The organism is Microbacterium sp. NPDC055521, assembly GCF_053619695.1.
Genome location: NZ_JBSHJX010000007.1, coordinates 1 through 15,251, shown reverse-complemented (window position 1 = coordinate 15,251; position 15,251 = coordinate 1). Strand labels below are relative to the sequence as shown.

At 70.5% G+C, this 15,251-nt stretch carries 13 protein-coding genes, 1 pseudogene and 1 riboswitch; of the genes and pseudogenes, 9 read left to right on the top strand and 5 right to left on the bottom strand.

Annotated elements, in window-relative coordinates; all coding sequences use genetic code 11:
• Position 1 precedes the first annotated feature (1 nt).
• Positions 2–1,231 carry an MFS transporter gene (locus ACWGSM_RS08535; RefSeq protein WP_452322494.1) on the top strand — a complete coding sequence of 410 codons (1,230 nt, stop codon included), beginning with the start codon at positions 2–4 and terminating at the stop codon, positions 1,229–1,231.
• Positions 1,232–1,257: 26 nt separating this feature from the next.
• Here ACWGSM_RS08535 and ACWGSM_RS08530 read toward each other — a convergent pair whose 3' ends face one another.
• Complete coding sequence (locus ACWGSM_RS08530; RefSeq protein WP_452322493.1) at positions 1,258–2,622, bottom strand: short-chain fatty acid transporter; 1,365 nt, start codon at positions 2,620–2,622, stop codon at positions 1,258–1,260.
• Positions 2,623–2,723: 101 nt separating this feature from the next.
• On the opposite strand from ACWGSM_RS08530, the gene ACWGSM_RS08525 reads away from it, so the two are divergent.
• A complete protein-coding gene (locus ACWGSM_RS08525; RefSeq protein ID WP_452322492.1) occupies positions 2,724–3,449 on the top strand; it encodes a DUF6882 domain-containing protein in 726 nt (241 codons plus the stop codon).
• A gap of 21 nt (positions 3,450–3,470) precedes the next feature.
• On the opposite strand, the gene ACWGSM_RS08520 is transcribed toward ACWGSM_RS08525, so the two are convergent.
• Together ACWGSM_RS08520 and glyA are read right to left on the bottom strand one after the other, a co-directional pair.
• The gene (locus tag ACWGSM_RS08520; protein ID WP_452322491.1) at positions 3,471–4,352 is read right to left on the bottom strand and encodes a bifunctional methylenetetrahydrofolate dehydrogenase/methenyltetrahydrofolate cyclohydrolase; all 882 of its coding nucleotides are present in this window, start codon (positions 4,350–4,352) and stop codon (positions 3,471–3,473) included.
• Positions 4,353–4,401: 49 nt separating this feature from the next.
• Positions 4,402–5,676 carry a serine hydroxymethyltransferase gene (gene glyA, locus ACWGSM_RS08515; protein ID WP_452322490.1) on the bottom strand — a complete coding sequence of 425 codons (1,275 nt, stop codon included), beginning with the start codon at positions 5,674–5,676 and terminating at the stop codon, positions 4,402–4,404.
• 36 nt (positions 5,677–5,712) lie between these two features.
• Positions 5,713–5,795: riboswitch (ZMP/ZTP riboswitch) on the bottom strand.
• 143 nt (positions 5,796–5,938) lie between these two features.
• Here glyA and ACWGSM_RS08510 point away from each other — a divergent pair.
• The 5 genes from ACWGSM_RS08510 (at position 5,939) to ACWGSM_RS08490 (ending at position 11,131) form a co-directional block, all read left to right on the top strand.
• On the top strand, positions 5,939–7,126 hold the full coding sequence (locus tag ACWGSM_RS08510; protein ID WP_452322489.1) for an N-acetylglucosamine-6-phosphate deacetylase: 1,188 nt from the start codon (positions 5,939–5,941) through the stop codon (positions 7,124–7,126).
• A gap of 211 nt (positions 7,127–7,337) precedes the next feature.
• Positions 7,338–8,978: a sigma-70 family RNA polymerase sigma factor gene (locus ACWGSM_RS08505; protein ID WP_452322488.1), complete on the top strand. Its 1,641-nt coding sequence runs from the start codon at positions 7,338–7,340 to the stop codon at positions 8,976–8,978.
• Positions 8,979–8,987: 9 nt separating this feature from the next.
• The gene (locus ACWGSM_RS08500) at positions 8,988–9,359 is read left to right on the top strand and encodes a YrdB family protein (RefSeq protein WP_452322487.1); all 372 of its coding nucleotides are present in this window, start codon (positions 8,988–8,990) and stop codon (positions 9,357–9,359) included.
• Between the two features lie 22 nt (positions 9,360–9,381).
• The gene (locus tag ACWGSM_RS08495; protein WP_452322486.1) at positions 9,382–10,743 is read left to right on the top strand and encodes an FAD-binding oxidoreductase; all 1,362 of its coding nucleotides are present in this window, start codon (positions 9,382–9,384) and stop codon (positions 10,741–10,743) included.
• Entirely contained in the window at positions 10,736–11,131 is a 396-nt protein-coding gene (locus tag ACWGSM_RS08490; protein ID WP_313357688.1) for an NUDIX hydrolase, read from the top strand. The genes ACWGSM_RS08495 and ACWGSM_RS08490 overlap by 8 nt, the downstream gene beginning before the upstream one ends.
• Before the next feature lie 25 nt (positions 11,132–11,156).
• Here the strand turns inward: ACWGSM_RS08490 and ACWGSM_RS08485 are convergent, their stop codons facing one another.
• Entirely contained in the window at positions 11,157–11,936 is a 780-nt protein-coding gene (locus ACWGSM_RS08485; RefSeq protein ID WP_452322485.1) for a glucosamine-6-phosphate deaminase, read from the bottom strand.
• A gap of 225 nt (positions 11,937–12,161) precedes the next feature.
• On the bottom strand, positions 12,162–13,343 hold the full coding sequence (locus ACWGSM_RS08480; protein WP_452322484.1) for an ROK family protein: 1,182 nt from the start codon (positions 13,341–13,343) through the stop codon (positions 12,162–12,164).
• 175 nt (positions 13,344–13,518) lie between these two features.
• Between ACWGSM_RS08480 and ACWGSM_RS08475 the strand changes: the two genes are divergently transcribed.
• On the top strand, positions 13,519–14,985 hold the full coding sequence (locus ACWGSM_RS08475; RefSeq protein ID WP_452322483.1) for a L,D-transpeptidase: 1,467 nt from the start codon (positions 13,519–13,521) through the stop codon (positions 14,983–14,985).
• A 73-nt stretch (positions 14,986–15,058) separates the two neighbouring features.
• A pseudogene (locus ACWGSM_RS08470) lies at positions 15,059–15,251 on the top strand (proton-conducting transporter transmembrane domain-containing protein); the annotation flags it as partial.

The following is a 15,251-nucleotide window of genomic DNA, read 5'->3' as shown; positions in this document are numbered from 1 at the left end:
GGTGAGCCGCGGGCTCGCGGCGATGACGGACCGCAACTTCCGCTGGTTCTTCCTCGCGAGGGCTATCACGATGGTGACCGGGTCGATGTCGTCGATCGCCCTCGCCTTCGCCGTGCTCGAGATCGACAACGATCCGCTCAGCCTGTCGCTCGTGCTCACCGCGTTCACCGTGGCGAACGTCGTCTTCCTGCTGTTCGGCGGGGTGGTGGCCGACCGGCTCCCCCGGGCGCTGGTGATCCAGGTCTGCTACGTGCTCGACATCCTCTCGATCGGCACGATCGCCGTGCTGCTGTTCACCGGCACCGCGAGCATCCCCGCGGTCGCCGCGCTCGCGGCGGTGAACGGCGCCTCGACTGCGTTCGTGATGCCGGCGATGCAGGGCATCATCCCGCAGCTGACCAGCCCCGAGAACCTGCAGCAGGCGAACGCCATGCTCTCGTTCGTGCGCTCGGCCGTCACGATCGGCGGGCCGGTGATCGCCGGGATCCTGGTGACCACGGTCGGCCCCGCCTGGGCGATGCTCGCGCAGATGGCGGGCTGGCTGCTCGCCATCCCGATCCTGGCTCTGGTGCGGCTGCCGCCGCCGGTCGGCGACGGCGGGTTCTCGCTGTTCGCCGACCTGCGCGAGGGGTGGACGGAGTTCTGGAGCCGGTCGTGGCTGGTCGCCGTCGTGCTCGCGTTCATGATCATGAACGCCATCCACGTCGGTGCGTGGGGTGTCGTCGGACCCTACATCGCGAAGAACGACGAGCGACTCGGCATCGCCGGCTGGGGCTGGGTGGTCAGCGCGGAGGGCGTCGGCGTGCTGCTGATGACCCTGGTGCTGCTGTGGTTCCCGTTGAGGCGACCGCTGCGCTTCGGGATGGTGGGCATGAGCCTGTTCGCGATCCCGCTGACGATGCTGGGCGTACATCCGGCGGTCGTGCTCGTCGCGATCGCGGCATTCCTCGCCGGCGCCGGGGCCGAGGTCTTCAGCACGGGGTGGAACGTCGCGATGATGGAGAACATCCCGCTCGACAAGCTCAGTCGCGTCTCGAGCTACGACATGCTCGGCAGCTTCGTCGTCATGCCGATCGGCACGCTCGTCTACGGCTGGCTGATCACGCACGCCGACCCCGCGACCGTGCTGATCACCTCGGGCATCCTGTACGCCGCGATCGCGCTGGCGACGGTCGCCGTGCCGAGCGTGTGGCGGATGGGCCGCGTCGAGGCGGCGACTCTGCGGGGCTGAGCCCGCGGCCGCCGCCTCACGGCGGGTCAGAGGCTGACGAGCAGCAGCGCGGCGGCCATCACGACGCCCGAGCCGAGCAGCGTCACGAACGTGTACCCGAGGATGTCGCGCATCTTCAGCCCCGCGATGGCGAGCACCGGCAGCGCCCAGAACGGCTGGATCATGTTCGTCCACTGGTCGCCGTACGCCACCGCCATGATCGCGATCGACGGGTCGACACCGAGCTGGTTCGCCGCGTCGAGCATGATCGGGCCCTGCACGGCGAACTGCCCGCCGCCCGACGGCACGAAGAAGTTCACGATGCCGGCCGAGAGCAGCGCGAGCACGCCGAAGGTGGTCGGCGTGGCGATCGAGACGAAGGCATCCGAGAACAGCTTGATGAGGCCCGAGCTCGCCATGATCCCGAGGATGCCGGCGTACAGCGGGAACTGCAGCAGGATCTCACCCACGTTCGAGGCCGCCCGCTTCGTGAGGTGGATGAGCTCGAACGGGTTGCGCACCAGCAGCAGGATCAGCGCGAGGAACGACCAGTTCACGATGTCGAGCGTCAGAGTGCCGCCCTGTACGAAGTGCACGATCAGATAGGAGACGAGGGCGAGTCCCAGCACGAGCGTCAGGATGCGCGACGCGTCGATGCGGTCGGCGGGGGTCACGATCTCGTCGTCGATCTCGTCGGCCGCCTCCGAGCCGACGTGCACCGGCAGCTCGTACACCGGGTCGCCCGTGCGCGGCCGGATGACGAAGAACAGCAGCCCGCACACGACGATCACGCCGAGCGCGGCCAGCATGTTCCAGATCGAGAAGGTCGTCTGCGAGACCGGGATCACCTCTCCCCCGAGGCTCGACTCCAGGAACGATCCGGGGGTCGCTGCCGTCAGCGGGCCCGACCCCGAGTACCCCATGTGCCAGACGACGAAGCCCGAGTAGCCGGCCGCGACCAGCAGCGGGAAGTGCACCTTCATGCCCCGCTCACGCGCCTGCACGGCGATCTCGCGGGCGAGCAGCGTGCCCACGATCAGTCCGAGGCCCCAGGTGATCAGACTCGCCACCGCGGCGACGACGAACACGAAGACGTACGCCATCGCGGCGGTGCCGGGCACGCGGGCGAGCGCGCGCAGCAGCTTCTGCACCGGGCGGGTGTTGGCGAGCATGTACCCCAGCAGCAGGATCAGGCACATCTGGGTCATGAAGGCCAGCAGACCCGCCAGCCCGTCACCCCAGCCCTTCACCACGTCGACCGGACTGGTCTGCGTGAGCGTCATCGCCAGCACCGCGACGATCAGCGTCAGCACGATCGCGAAGGTCAGCGCCGAGGGCACCCACCTCTCGAGGAACCTGTTCACGGGGCGCATGATGCTGCGCTTCTCGGGTCTTGCCTGCGTCGTGGGCATGGCGGAAACTCCTTCGTTTCGGGATCGCTCCTGTCTTCGACCATAGCCACCTCGCAGAAGACCTTTCGGCGGGTCATAGCATCCGCCGTCAGACTGGTGCGATGAGCTTCGAGACGCTTCGCGCGCTGGCCGACCGCGCCGCCCTGTTCACCGCCCTCCGGCAGGATCAGCTCGCCTCGGCGACCGAGTCACTGGGTGAGCACCGCTGGGATGCCGATCTCTCCGCCGGCACGTTCGCGTTCACCGCGCACGACGAGCCGGCGCGCACCCTCCAGGCTGTGCCGCACCTGCTCGTGTCGATCGCGCCGGGGCCGCGCACGCTGATGTGGTCGTGGGCGCTGCCGCAAGGCGACCGCAGCGGCATCACCGATCCGCTGCGCGGGTACGGCGAGCAGCACGGCATCGCTGAGCTGACCCGGGCCGAGGTGCCGTTCCCCGACGACGTCGGCGAAGACGTCGATGCGTGGATCGCCGACGTCGCGCACGCCATCGGCGGGGCCGCGGTCGAGATCACGGGCCGCTCACCGTACTACTCCGCGCCGTTCGGGGGCGGGTCCAGAGCCGTTCTGCTGCTCGATGTGCCGCTGCCGCCGCTCACCGTCGCCGCGGCTCTCGCCGCGCTCCCCCGTGTGATCGGGGATCTCGAGCTGAGCGACCCGCGGTCGTCGGTGTGGGATCTCGCCCGCCTCGCCGGGTGGCGGCTGGTGTGGGCCGACGACGCGTTCTCGGCGGCCGAGGTGACGGATGCCACGGGAACGGCGACCTTCGACTTCGACGAGTACGCGCGGATCAGCGGCATCCGCGGCCGTCTCGCAGCGACCGCCTGACCCCGACCCTGCGTCGCCGGATCAGCCGGCGGCGCGCTCCGCGGCCTCGACGACGTTCGTCATGAGCAGCGCGACCGTCATCGGGCCGACGCCACCGGGGTTCGGTGAGAGGAAGCCGGCGACCTCGGCGACGTCGGGGTGCACGTCGCCGTAGACCTTCGACCTGCCCGTCTCGGGGTCGTCCTCGCGGGTGACGCCGACGTCGAGCACGGCGGCGCCCGGCTTCACATCCTCCGGCCTGATGAGGTGCTTGACCCCCGCACCGGCGACGATCACGTCGGCCTGGCGCAGGTACGGCGACATGTCGGGCGTGCCGGTGTGCACCTGCGTGACCGTGGCGTTGATCGCGCGGCGGGTGAGCAGCAGCCCCATCGGGCGTCCGATCGTCACGCCGCGTCCGACGACGACCACGTGCTTGCCGCTCAGGTCGTAGTCGTTGCGCAGCAGCAGCTCGATCACGCCGCGCGGCGTGCACGGCAGCGGGGTGTGGATCGGTCCGTTGACGTTGAGCACGAGCCGTCCGAGATTGGTCGGGTGCAGGCCGTCGGCATCCTTCGCCGGGTCGATGCGCTCGAGGATCGCGTCGGTGTCGAGATGCTTCGGCAGCGGCAGCTGCACGATGTACCCGTGGCAGCTGTCGTCGGCGTTGAGCTCGTCGATCAGCGCCTCGACCTCGGCCTGCGTGGCATCCGCCGGCAGCTCGCGCTGGATCGAGTTCATCCCGATGCCTGAGGACTGCTTGTGCTTCATGCCGACATACAGCTGCGAGGCCGGGTCGGCGCCGACCAGCACCGTCGCGATGCCGGGCACGACGCCACGCTCGCGCAGTGCCGCCACACGCTCGGTCAGCTCGGCCCTGATGGCGGCCGCGGCCGTCTTCCCGTCGAGGATCTTCGCGGTCATGTCTGCTTTCTTTCTCGACGAGGAGGACGAGAACGAGGAGAGGGCGTGCCTACTGCTGCAGGTCGGGGTACAGCGGGAAAGCACCGGCGAGGGCGTCGACGCGGGCGCGCAGCGCCTCGACGTCGGCGCCCGGCTGCAGTGCCAGGGCGATCACGTCGGCGACCTCGGTGAACTCGGCGTCGCCGAAGCCGCGCGTCGCGAGCGCGGGGGTGCCGATGCGCAGGCCCGAGGTGATCATCGGCGGACGCGGGTCGTCGGGCACCGCGTTGCGGTTCACGGTGATGTGGATCTCGTGCAGCAGGTCCTCGGCCTGCTTGCCGTCGATCTCGGCGTCACGCAGGTCGACGAGCACGAGGTGCACGTCGGTGCCGCCCGAGCGCACCGCGATGCCGGCGTCCTTCACGTCCTGCTGCGAGAGGCGCTCGGCGATGATCGCGGCGCCGCGAAGCACGCGCTCCTGACGCTCCTTGAACTCCGGGGTGCCGGCGATCTTGAACGCGGTCGCCTTGGCGGCGATCACGTGCATGAGCGGGCCGCCCTGTTGACCGGGGAACACGGCCGAGTTGATCTTCTTCGCGATGTCGGCGTCGTTGGTGAGGATGAAGCCCGAGCGGGGTCCGCCGATGGTCTTGTGCACGGTCGACGACACGACGTGCGCGTGCGGCACCGGGTTCGGGTGCAGGCCGGCGGCGACGAGACCGGCGAAGTGCGCCATGTCGACCCAGAGCAGGGCGCCGACCTCGTCGGCGATCGCGCGGAACGCCTCGAAGTCGAGGGTGCGCGGGTAGGCCGACCAGCCGGCGATGATGACCTTCGGCTTGTGCTCGAGGGCCAGGCGGCGCACCTCGTCCATGTCGATCGTCGAGGTCTCGGGGTTCACGCCGTAGGCGACGATGTCGTACAGCCGGCCCGAGAAGTTGATCTTCATGCCGTGGGTCAGGTGACCGCCCTGGTCGAGCGAGAGGCCGAGCAGCGTGTCGCCGGGGCGGGCGATCGCATGCAGCACGGCGGCGTTCGCGGTGGCGCCGGAATGCGGCTGCACGTTGGCGAACTCCGCGCCGAAGAGCTCTTTGGCGCGCGCGATCGCGAGTTCTTCAGCCACGTCGACCTCTTCGCAGCCGCCGTAGTAGCGACGACCCGGGTAGCCCTCGGCGTACTTGTTGGTGAGCACCGACCCCTGCGACTGCAGCACCGACACCGGCACGAAGTTCTCGGATGCGATCATCTCGAGGAAGGTCTGCTGGCGCTTCAGCTCGCGATCGAGGACCTCGGCGATCTCGGGGTCGACCTCGGCGAGCGGGGCGTTGAAGTAGCGGTCGGTCATGACGGTCTCCTGTTCACACGGGAATTAGGGGTGTTCCTCATCGGCCCAGGCGCGCGGTCGATTCCTATGAGGCCGCTCCCCGGTGGTGACCCACCCAGACGCCAGTCGCGACGCAAGAAGCTTAGCGGATCGACCTCGCCGGACCCCAGCGCATCGGCGTCTGCCGCGTCACATTCCCCGGCCGGGATACATTCGATTCATGGTCCTTCCCGGGCATCCGCGACACCGGCGGCCGGGCACCCCACAGATTCTGGAGCAGACGATGACCCTGGAGCACGCGATCACCACCGACTTCCGCGGGTCCCGCGTCGTGCATTCCGCGCGGATCGTCGACGGCGACGGCAGCATCACCGACGATGGCTGGGTGCGCTTCGAGCAGGGCCGGGTCGCGGCGCGCGGCACCGGCGACGACTGGGCGCCCGCCGACGACGTGATCGACGCGACCGCCGTCGCGGGACCGGATGCCGTGCTCACGCCCGGCTTCATCGACATCCACGGGCACGGCGGCGCCGGCGTCGCGTACGACGACGGCATCGAGGCCATCCGCCGTGGCCGCGCCATGCATCGCAGCCACGGCACCACGCGCGCGGTGATCTCGCTCGTCACAGCGGCGGTCGACGACCTGGCCGCCCAGGTGGCGTCGATCGCCGACCTCGTCGAGACGGACGACGACATCCTCGGCAGCCATCTCGAGGGCCCCTTCCTCGATCCCGGACATCAGGGGGCGCACGAGCCGTCGCTGCTGCGGCATCCGCAGTCGGCCGAGGTGACCCGACTGCTCGAGGCCGGCCGCGGCACCGTCAGGCAGGTGACCATCGCCCCCGAGCTGCCCGGCGGGCTCGAGGCGGTGCGCCTCGTCGTCGCCGCGGGAGCCGCGGCGACCGTCGGGCACACCGACGCCGACGCCGAGATCGCACGCCAGGCGTTCGATGCCGGGGCGACGATCCTCACCCACGCGTTCAACGCGATGAACGGCATCCACCACCGCGCACCGGGACCGGTGCTGACCGCCGCGGCCGACCACCGGGTCGTGCTCGAGGGCATCGCCGACAACTTCCACCTGGCGCCGGCGGTCATCAAGATGCTGTTCGACATCGCGCCGGGACGTGTCGCTCTGATCACGGATGCCATGGCCGCGGCCGGCAGCGCCGACGGGCACTACGACCTCGGCGCCGTGAAGGTCACCGTGAAGGACGGCATGGCGCGCACCGACGGCACCGGCTCGATCGCCGGGTCGACGCTCACCCAGGACGTCGCGCTCCGCCGCGCGGTGGAGGCGGGGGTTCCCCTGGGCGACGCCGTCCAGGCGCTCACCGCCACGCCCGCGCGAGCGGTCGGCCACGGCGGGTCGCTGGGTGCGCTGCGCCCGGGAATGGTCGCGGATGCCGTGCTGCTGAGTGCACGGTACGACGTGGCGCGCGTCTGGGTCGGAGACGCCGCACGCCGGTGAGCAGCGGGGCCTCCCCGGCCGCAGCGGCGAGCGCGTTCGTTGGGCGGTCGCGACAAAACGGCGTCTGCGATCCGTGGGAGCGCTCTTGCAGGTTCTCCACAGGGGTGGTCTGGGAGCGCGTTTGGGGTCAGAATGAACGAGGACGCGTGACCAGGCGACACCCACGCGTCCGTTCTTGTGGGACCGATCCGGGGTGGGGGGAGGACAGACGATGGCGAGCCGTGACACGAGCATGCAGGCGGTGGCCGACGTCGACCTCGTGCTGCACACCAGATCGGGAGATGCCGAGGCCTTCCGCGAGCTGTGGCGCCGCCACCACGCCTCCGGTATGGCGGTCGCCCGCTCTGTGTCCGCATCGATCGACCCGGACGACCTCGTGGAAGAGGCCTACTCCCGCATCCACCAGGCCATTCTCAAGGGCGGCGGACCCAACGGCTCGTTCCGCGCGTACCTGTTCACGAGCATCCGCAACACGGCGGCGGCGTGGGCCGCGGAGCACCACGACGCGACCGCCGACGACATGGAGATGAGCTCGGGTGCCGGGCCCGTCGCGGGATCGGCCGACGAGACGCTCGACCGCAGGCTGATCGCGCAGGCGTTCCGCTCGCTGCCGGGGCGCTGGCAGGAGGTGCTCTGGTACACCGAGATCGAGCGGATGACGCCGTCCGACATCGCGCCGCTGCTCGGGATGGGCGCCGGTGCCGTCGCTCAACTGAGCTTCCGCGCCCGCGACGGGCTGCGCGAGGCCTGGTTCCAGGCGCATCTGCGCAGCGCCGGACAGGGCTCCGACTGCCATTGGACGATCGAGAACCTCGGCGCTCACGCACGCGGCAATCTCAGCGCCCGCGCCCAGCGCCGCGTCGACGATCACCTCGAATCGTGCTCGCGCTGCTCGATCGTGGCGACGCAAGCGCAGCACGTCGCCGATCACCTGCCGCTCGTGCTGCTTCCGCTGGTGCTCGGCCTCACCGCCGGCAGCGCGTACCTCGCTTCGATCCGCTCCGGTTCCGATCGATCGGGCATGCGGCCGTCGGCGCCGGCCGCCATGCCGCGCAGCGTCATCGACGGCACCGCCGCGGCATCCGATGAGGTGACGCCGGACGGCGCGGCAGCGGCGCACGTCGGCGCGTCGGGTTCCGTTCTCGGCATCGGGGCCGTCATCGGAGCGGGGTCGGTGGCCCTGCTGGTGGCGGGAGTCGTCGCCGCCGCGGCCGTGGTGCCGACCTTGATCTCGGGCGCCCCCTCGACCTCACGACCGAATGCCGCCGACCCGGCCTCGTCGTCGATCGCGTCCGCGGTCGAGCCCGACGAATCCATGAACGCCGATCAGTCGACGATGATGCGCCTCGATGAGGAGCGGTCCCGCCCCGCACCGCGTACTCCCCCTGCGCCCATCCCTCATGCCCCGACGGTGCCGCGTGCTGTCGCTCCGGCGCCGGTGGCGGCCGCGGAGCCGGTCACGCCCGCGGCGACCCCGACCGTGTCGCCGTCGCCTCAACCCGATCCGACGCCGACCCCCGCGCCCGAGCCCACCCCGACGCCGAAGCCCACCCCGACGCCGACACCGGATCCGACTCCGACACCCGATCCGACGCCCACCCCGGGCGACGGGTCAGCACCGGGCGACGAGTCAGCACCGGGCGACGACTCGGCAGCTGGCGACGGTCCGGCAGCAGGCGACGGCTCGGCAACAGGCGACGGACCGGTCACCGGTGATGAGCCGGCGACCGGCGACGAGAACTCCGGCGGAACGGCGCCGGCTAATCAGGCCGTCCGTGGCGATGACCCGGCCCTCCCCCGGGACGAAGTGGCACCGGCCGGCGAGAATCCGCTCTCGGGGACCGCCGAATAGACTGGGATCATGTCCCAGAACTCCGCCGCCGAGCCGGGCGTCCACCGTCCGGCGATCACCGCTCTCGACATCGTCCGCGTTCTGGTGCTGATCGCCGCTCTCGTCTCTCTCGCGCTGTGGGGCTTCGGCGCGTGGCCCCTGCCGTGGAACATCGTCGTGGGCATCGGGGCGCCGGTGGCCACCCTGCTGATCTGGGCGCTCTTCCTCTCGCCGCGTCCTGTGCTGCGCCTGCACCCGTTCCTGCGCGCACTGGTCGAGGTCTTCATCTACGTCGGGGTCACGCTGGCGTGGTGGTCGATGGGTCAGGCCTGGGCGGGGATCGCGTTCGCGGTCGTCGCCGTCACCTCGGGCATCATCGCCGGTCGACGAGCGCTGGGCTGATCGTCGTGCAGCAAGCACGAGCATGACCGTTCTCGAGCGCCTCACCCGCGAGCTCGGTGACATCGTCGACACCTCCGCTCCCGCCCTCGACGACGCCCGCGCGGACCGCAGCGGACACCGCTCGTCGGGCGCGCCGATCGCCGTCGTGCACGCCCGCTCGGTCGACGACGTGCAGCGCGTCATGCGCATCGCGTCGGCCACGAGCACCCCCGTGGTGGTGCGCGGCGCGGGAACCGGGCTCGCCGGTGCGGCGAACGCCGGCCCGGGAGAGATCGTGCTGTCGACCGTGCGGATGGACCGCATCGTCGAGGTGCGCCCCGACGATCTGCTCGCCGTGGTCGAACCGGGCATCCTGAACGCCGACCTGAACGCACAGCTGGCCACCCACGACCTGTGGTGGCCGCCGGACCCCGCCAGTCGCGAGATCTCGACGGTCGGCGGCAACATCGCGACCGGCGCGGGCGGGCTTCTCTGCGCGAAGTACGGCGTGGTCCGCGATGCCGTGCTGGGCGTCGACATCGTGCTCGCCGACGGCCGGCTGCTCCGGCTGGGGCACCGCACGGTGAAGGGCGTCACCGGGCTGGACCTCACCTCGCTCGTGATCGGCTCGGAGGGCAGACTCGGCGTCATCGTCGGCGCCACTCTGAAGCTGCGTCGGCTCGTGGTGGGCACGGTGTGCACGATCACCGCGTCGTTCCCCACCGTGCGCGACGCCGCCGCGGGCTCTGCCGCCGTCACCGCCGCGGGTGTGCAGCCGGCGATCATGGAGCTGATGGATGCCGCGTCCCTTGCGGCCGTGCACGCTCTGCTGCGATTGCCCGCACCCGTGTCCGGTGCCGCGCAGCTGACGATCCAGACCGACGGCCCTGCAGCGCGCGCCGAGGCCGAGCGCATCGCGAGCGTGCTGCGCGAGGCCGGTGGTGCGGTGGTGCTCTCCGACGACCCGAGCGAGGGGGAACGGCTTCTCGCGGTGCGCCGCTCGATGCATCCGGCCATGGCGTCCCTCGGCACCACCCTGATCGAGGACGTCGCCGTGCCCCGCAGCGCGATGGCGGCGATGTTCGACGAGATCGCCCGCATCGAACAGGAGTTCGGCGTCAGCATCCCCACCGTCGCGCATGCCGGAGACGGCAACCTGCATCCGAATTTCATCTTCCAGGGCGACACCGTGCCGCCGCGCATCTGGGCGGCGGCCGGCGAGCTGTTCCGTGCCGCGATCCGCCTCGGCGGCACGCTCACGGGCGAGCACGGGGTCGGGATCCTGAAGAGCCGCTGGCTCGCCGAGGAGCTCGGCGACGATCAGTGGCAGATCCAGCAGCAGATCCTGCGCGTGTTCGACCCGCAGGGCATCCTCAACCCCGGCAAGGTGTTCGCGGATGCCTGACATCCGGGTCAGCGCCGCTGTGATCGTCGATGACCGCGGCCGAGCCCTCGTCGTGCGCAAGCACGGCACCACGAGGTTCATGCAGCCGGGCGGCAAGCCGGAAGCCGGCGAGAGCGCCGCCCAGACGCTGATTCGAGAACTGGATGAGGAGCTCTCGCTGCGCGTGGGTGAGGCCGACCTCACCCCGCTGGGGACGTTCGTCTCCGCGGCCGCGAACGAGCCTGATCACCGTGTGATCGCCGACGCGTTCGCGCTGCGTGCCCGACCGGACGACGTGATCGTGCAGGCCGAGCTCGCGGAGCTGCGCTGGCTCGAGCGGGGCGACTGGACGAGCGTTCCGCTCGCGCCGCTCAGCACCGAGCACCTGCTGCCGATCGCCTGGTCGTGACCCGGCGATCGGCGGCAGCCCCGGGTCAGATGCCCTGCCAGGACGGCTTGTTGTCGTAGCTGTACCGGTAGTAGTCGGTCAGCGCGAGCTTCGAGGCGGCAGCCTCGTCGAGCACGACGGTCACATGCGGGTGCAGCTGGATGGCCGATGCCGGCAGGATCGCGCTGACCGGCCCCTCGAGAGCGGCGGCGACGGCTCGGGCCTTCGACTCGCCGAAGGCCAGCAGCACGAGGTGACGTGCGCGCAGGATGGTGCCGAGTCCCTGCGTGATGCAGTGGCGGGGAACATCGTCGCGCGAGTCGAAGAAACGCGCGTTGTCCTCTCGGGTCCGCTCGGTGAGCGTCTTGAGACGGGTGGTCGAGGCGAATGACGAGCCGGGCTCGTTGAAGCCGATGTGCCCGTCGGTGCCGATGCCCAGCAGCTGGAGGTCGACACCACCGGCCTCGGTGATGTCGCGCTCGTAGTCATCGCCCGCATGGCGGATGGTCTCGAGGTCGCCGTTGGGCACGCGGATCAGCTCGGGGTCGAGCCCGAGCGGCTCGATCACCTCGCGGGTGATCACCGAGCGATAGCTCTCGGGATGCGCGGCGTCGAGTCCGACGTACTCGTCGAGAGCGAAGCCGCGCACGTGCGACACGTCGTGCCCGGCCAGGCGCTCGCGCAGCGCTTCGTAGACCGGCAGCGGGGTCGAGCCCGTCGCGAGTCCGAGCACCGGGTTCTTCACCTCGTCGATGAGACGGACGATCTCATCCGCGACAAGCGCACCTGCGGCGGCCTTGTTCTCGAGGATCACGACTTCAGCCATGAACGGGCATCTCCTTCGAAGGGGGTCGATCTCGGCGAGCGCAGAGCTCAGCAACGCAGCGCCGATCGCCACGACCGGGGAATCGGCGGGCAGCATCTCGATTCTCTCATCGAGCCGCAGCCTCCGCGGAAACGGCCACCCGGCGGCGACCCCGCAGCCGCGCGCGATGCCCTGTTCGATCCGCGGCACGAGCACGGTGAGTCGATGACCACCGTCTCGACCCGATCACGAGACGCCCAGCTGTGCCGAGAGAACCATCACCGCAGCGCCTCTGAGCACGATGTCCTCCTGCTGGGTGAGCCGTATCTCGACATCGGCGAACACGCCGTCGAGCGTGCGCTCGTGCAGGGTGCGCGTTGCAGCGTCGACGAAGTCGCCCGCGAGCAGCTCGTGCGGGCCGGCGAGCACGACCTGCGAGAGGTCGAGCGCGGCGACGATCGGTGCGAGGGCGATGCCCAGACGAGCGCCGGCCCGGGCGAGGATCTCCGCGCGACGCGCGGGGTCCGTGTCGATCGTGCTCTGCAGGTGCGGCCCGTTGACCCACGCTTCGAGGCATCCGTGGTTGCCGCAGGCGCACAGCGGCCCGTCGTCGGTGCCGGTGACGACGTGGCCGATCTCGCCGGCGGCGAAGCGGCCGCCGATCACCGCCTGGCCGCCGGCGATGAGCCCTGCCCCGACGCCTCGACCGATCCGGATGAGCATCAGGTCGGACCGCGCAGCGCCGAAGGTGTACTCGGCGAGCACGGCCGCGTTCGCGTCGTTGCGCACCAGCACCGGCAGGGCGAACTCGTCATGCAGCCGCTGCTCGAGCGGGAGGTCGATCCAGCCGAGGTTTCGAGCGTTGAGCACGGTGCCGTCGGGGCGCACGATGCCGGGGCTGCCGACGCCGATGCCGAGCACCGGCTGATCCGCATCCGCGACGAGGTCGCGCACGAGCTGCTCGACGGCGGCGTAGGCCTGCTCGGGACGCAGGTCGGCGGGAAGCGGCACGGTGCGACGCCGCAGCACCTCGCCGTCGAGGTTCAGCACGGCGCCCTCGAAGCGGTCGACCCCCGACAGATCGATGCCGACGATCTGGTGACCGTGGCGATCGATGTCGATGACGATCGGCGGCTTGCCGGGGCCCGCCGCCTCGCGCACGCCGATCTCCCGGACGACGCCGTCGGCGATGCACTCCCCCACCAGGTCGGAGATGGTGACGCGGGTCAGCCCGGTCTCCCGGGAGAGGTCGGCACGGCTCATCTCGCCGCCGTGGTACAGCGTCTGCAGCACGAGCGAGCGGTTGTGCGACCGCGCGTGCTCAGGCAGCACCTTGCCTGTCGCCCGCAGTCCTCTGCCACCGCCGAACGATCCGCTGACGATGGCGGGCGCCGGTGCGCCCGGCCGGCGATCGATGGAGGAGTTCACATTTGTGAGCACACCTTACGAACCGGGTCAGCGCAAGAGGAATCCCAGGTCGGACGCAGCGCTTTATTCAAACGTTACCGTCTCAGGTGCCCTCCCCTGCGGCCGTTGCCTCTCCGTTATCGCCCGTCCCGTACCATGAAAAGACACGTCGCGCAGCACTTAGGGGGGTGAGTCCGTGACCGATCTGATCTCCGGACCCGGCACAGGCCAGTCGAACGCCGTCTCGTCAGACGCCGAGACGGAGGCTCAGCCGCCGTCGTCCGACACCCCCGCCATGGAGTGGGCGCCGATGGAGCCCGCCCCGAAGAAGCGTCGACTCGGACTGTGGATCGGCCTGAGCGCGGGCGTCCTCGCAGTCGCCGCCGGCGCCGCCTCGCTGATGCTCATCGCACCGGGCACCACTGTGGCGGGCGTGTCGGTGGGCTTCATGACTCCCGGGATGGCGGCCGAGGCGGTCAGCAGCCGCGTGGCATCCACCGAGGTGCAGCTGACCGGCGCCGGAGAGGGCACGCGCCTCGACGGCGCAGACCTCGGCGCCGGCGTCGATGCCGCCGCCCTGATCGACCAGGCGTTCGCCGACCGCCCGATGTGGAATCTCGGCTCCTGGATGGGCGAGCCGATCACGGCCGACGTGACACTCGACCCCGAGACCGCCGACAGCGCGCTGCGCGCCGCCGTCCCGTCGAGCTACACCCCCGCCACCGACGCGACGGTCGTCTTCGATCCGACAGCGCAGGCATACACCGCCACCCCCGCCGAGCCCGGCACGGGCGTGTCGGTCGACGATCTCGCCGCGGCGTTCACCGACGCCGTCACGGCCGGTGAGACCTCGTTCGACTACTCCGCCGAGCCGGCTGAGGTGCCGGCGCTCATCACCGACCGCAAGGCCGCCGCCGCCGTCGAGAAGCTCAACGGCATGGTGGCCGAGGCGGGCTTCTACGTCGGCGACGAGCGCACGGTGCCGGTGGCACCGGAGGTCGTCGCATCGTGGCTCACCATCGACGCGGTCGAGGGCGAACTGATGATCTCGGCGGATCCGGCGAAGATCCAGCCGGCCGTCGACGCCCTGCCCGGGCAGGTGAACCGCGACACCGTCAACGCGACCAACATCGTCGACTCGGGCGGCGAGGTCCTCAAGGCGCTCACCGAGGGCCTGGAAGGACGCGTGCTCGGCGACACCTCGAAGACCGCGGCCGACTTCGCCAAGGAGCTGGGAGGCGGCGACGCGACCTTCGCCCTCCCCGTCACCGCGACCCCGTTTGAATCGACCAGCCTGTTCCGGCGCGTCGAGGTCGACCTCAGCGAACAGCGCACCTACCTGTACGAGAACGAGAAGCTCGTGAAGTCGTGGGCGGTCTCCACCGGCACGAACGGCACGCCCACCGACAAGGGACGCTTCCGCGTGTACGCTCAGCTGCGCACGCAGGACATGCGCGGCAGCAACGCCGACGGCAGCAAGTACGTCACCAAGGGGGTGCCCTACATCACCTACTACAACGGCGATGAGGCGCTGCACGGCACCTACTGGCACTCCAACTTCGGCACGCCGATGAGCCACGGCTGCGTGAACATGAGCATCGACGCGGCGCGCTACGTGTGGGAGTTCGCCACCAAGGGCACCGAAGTCTGGGTGCACGACTGAACCGTCCGGCGCCCCGCGGCGCCGGGAGAGACGGAAGAGGCCGGATGCTGAGCATCCTGTCTCTTATACACATCTCACCGCCATCGGCCTGATGCTGCTGCTCGCCGCGTGCGGCAAGTCCGCGCAGGTGCCGCTGCAGTCCTGGCTGGGCGACGCGATGGAGGGCCCGACCCCGGTCTCGGCCCTGATCCACGCGGCGACCATGGTCACCGCCGGCGTCTACCTCATCACCCGCTCCGGCGCGATCTTCAACGCCGCTCCCGACG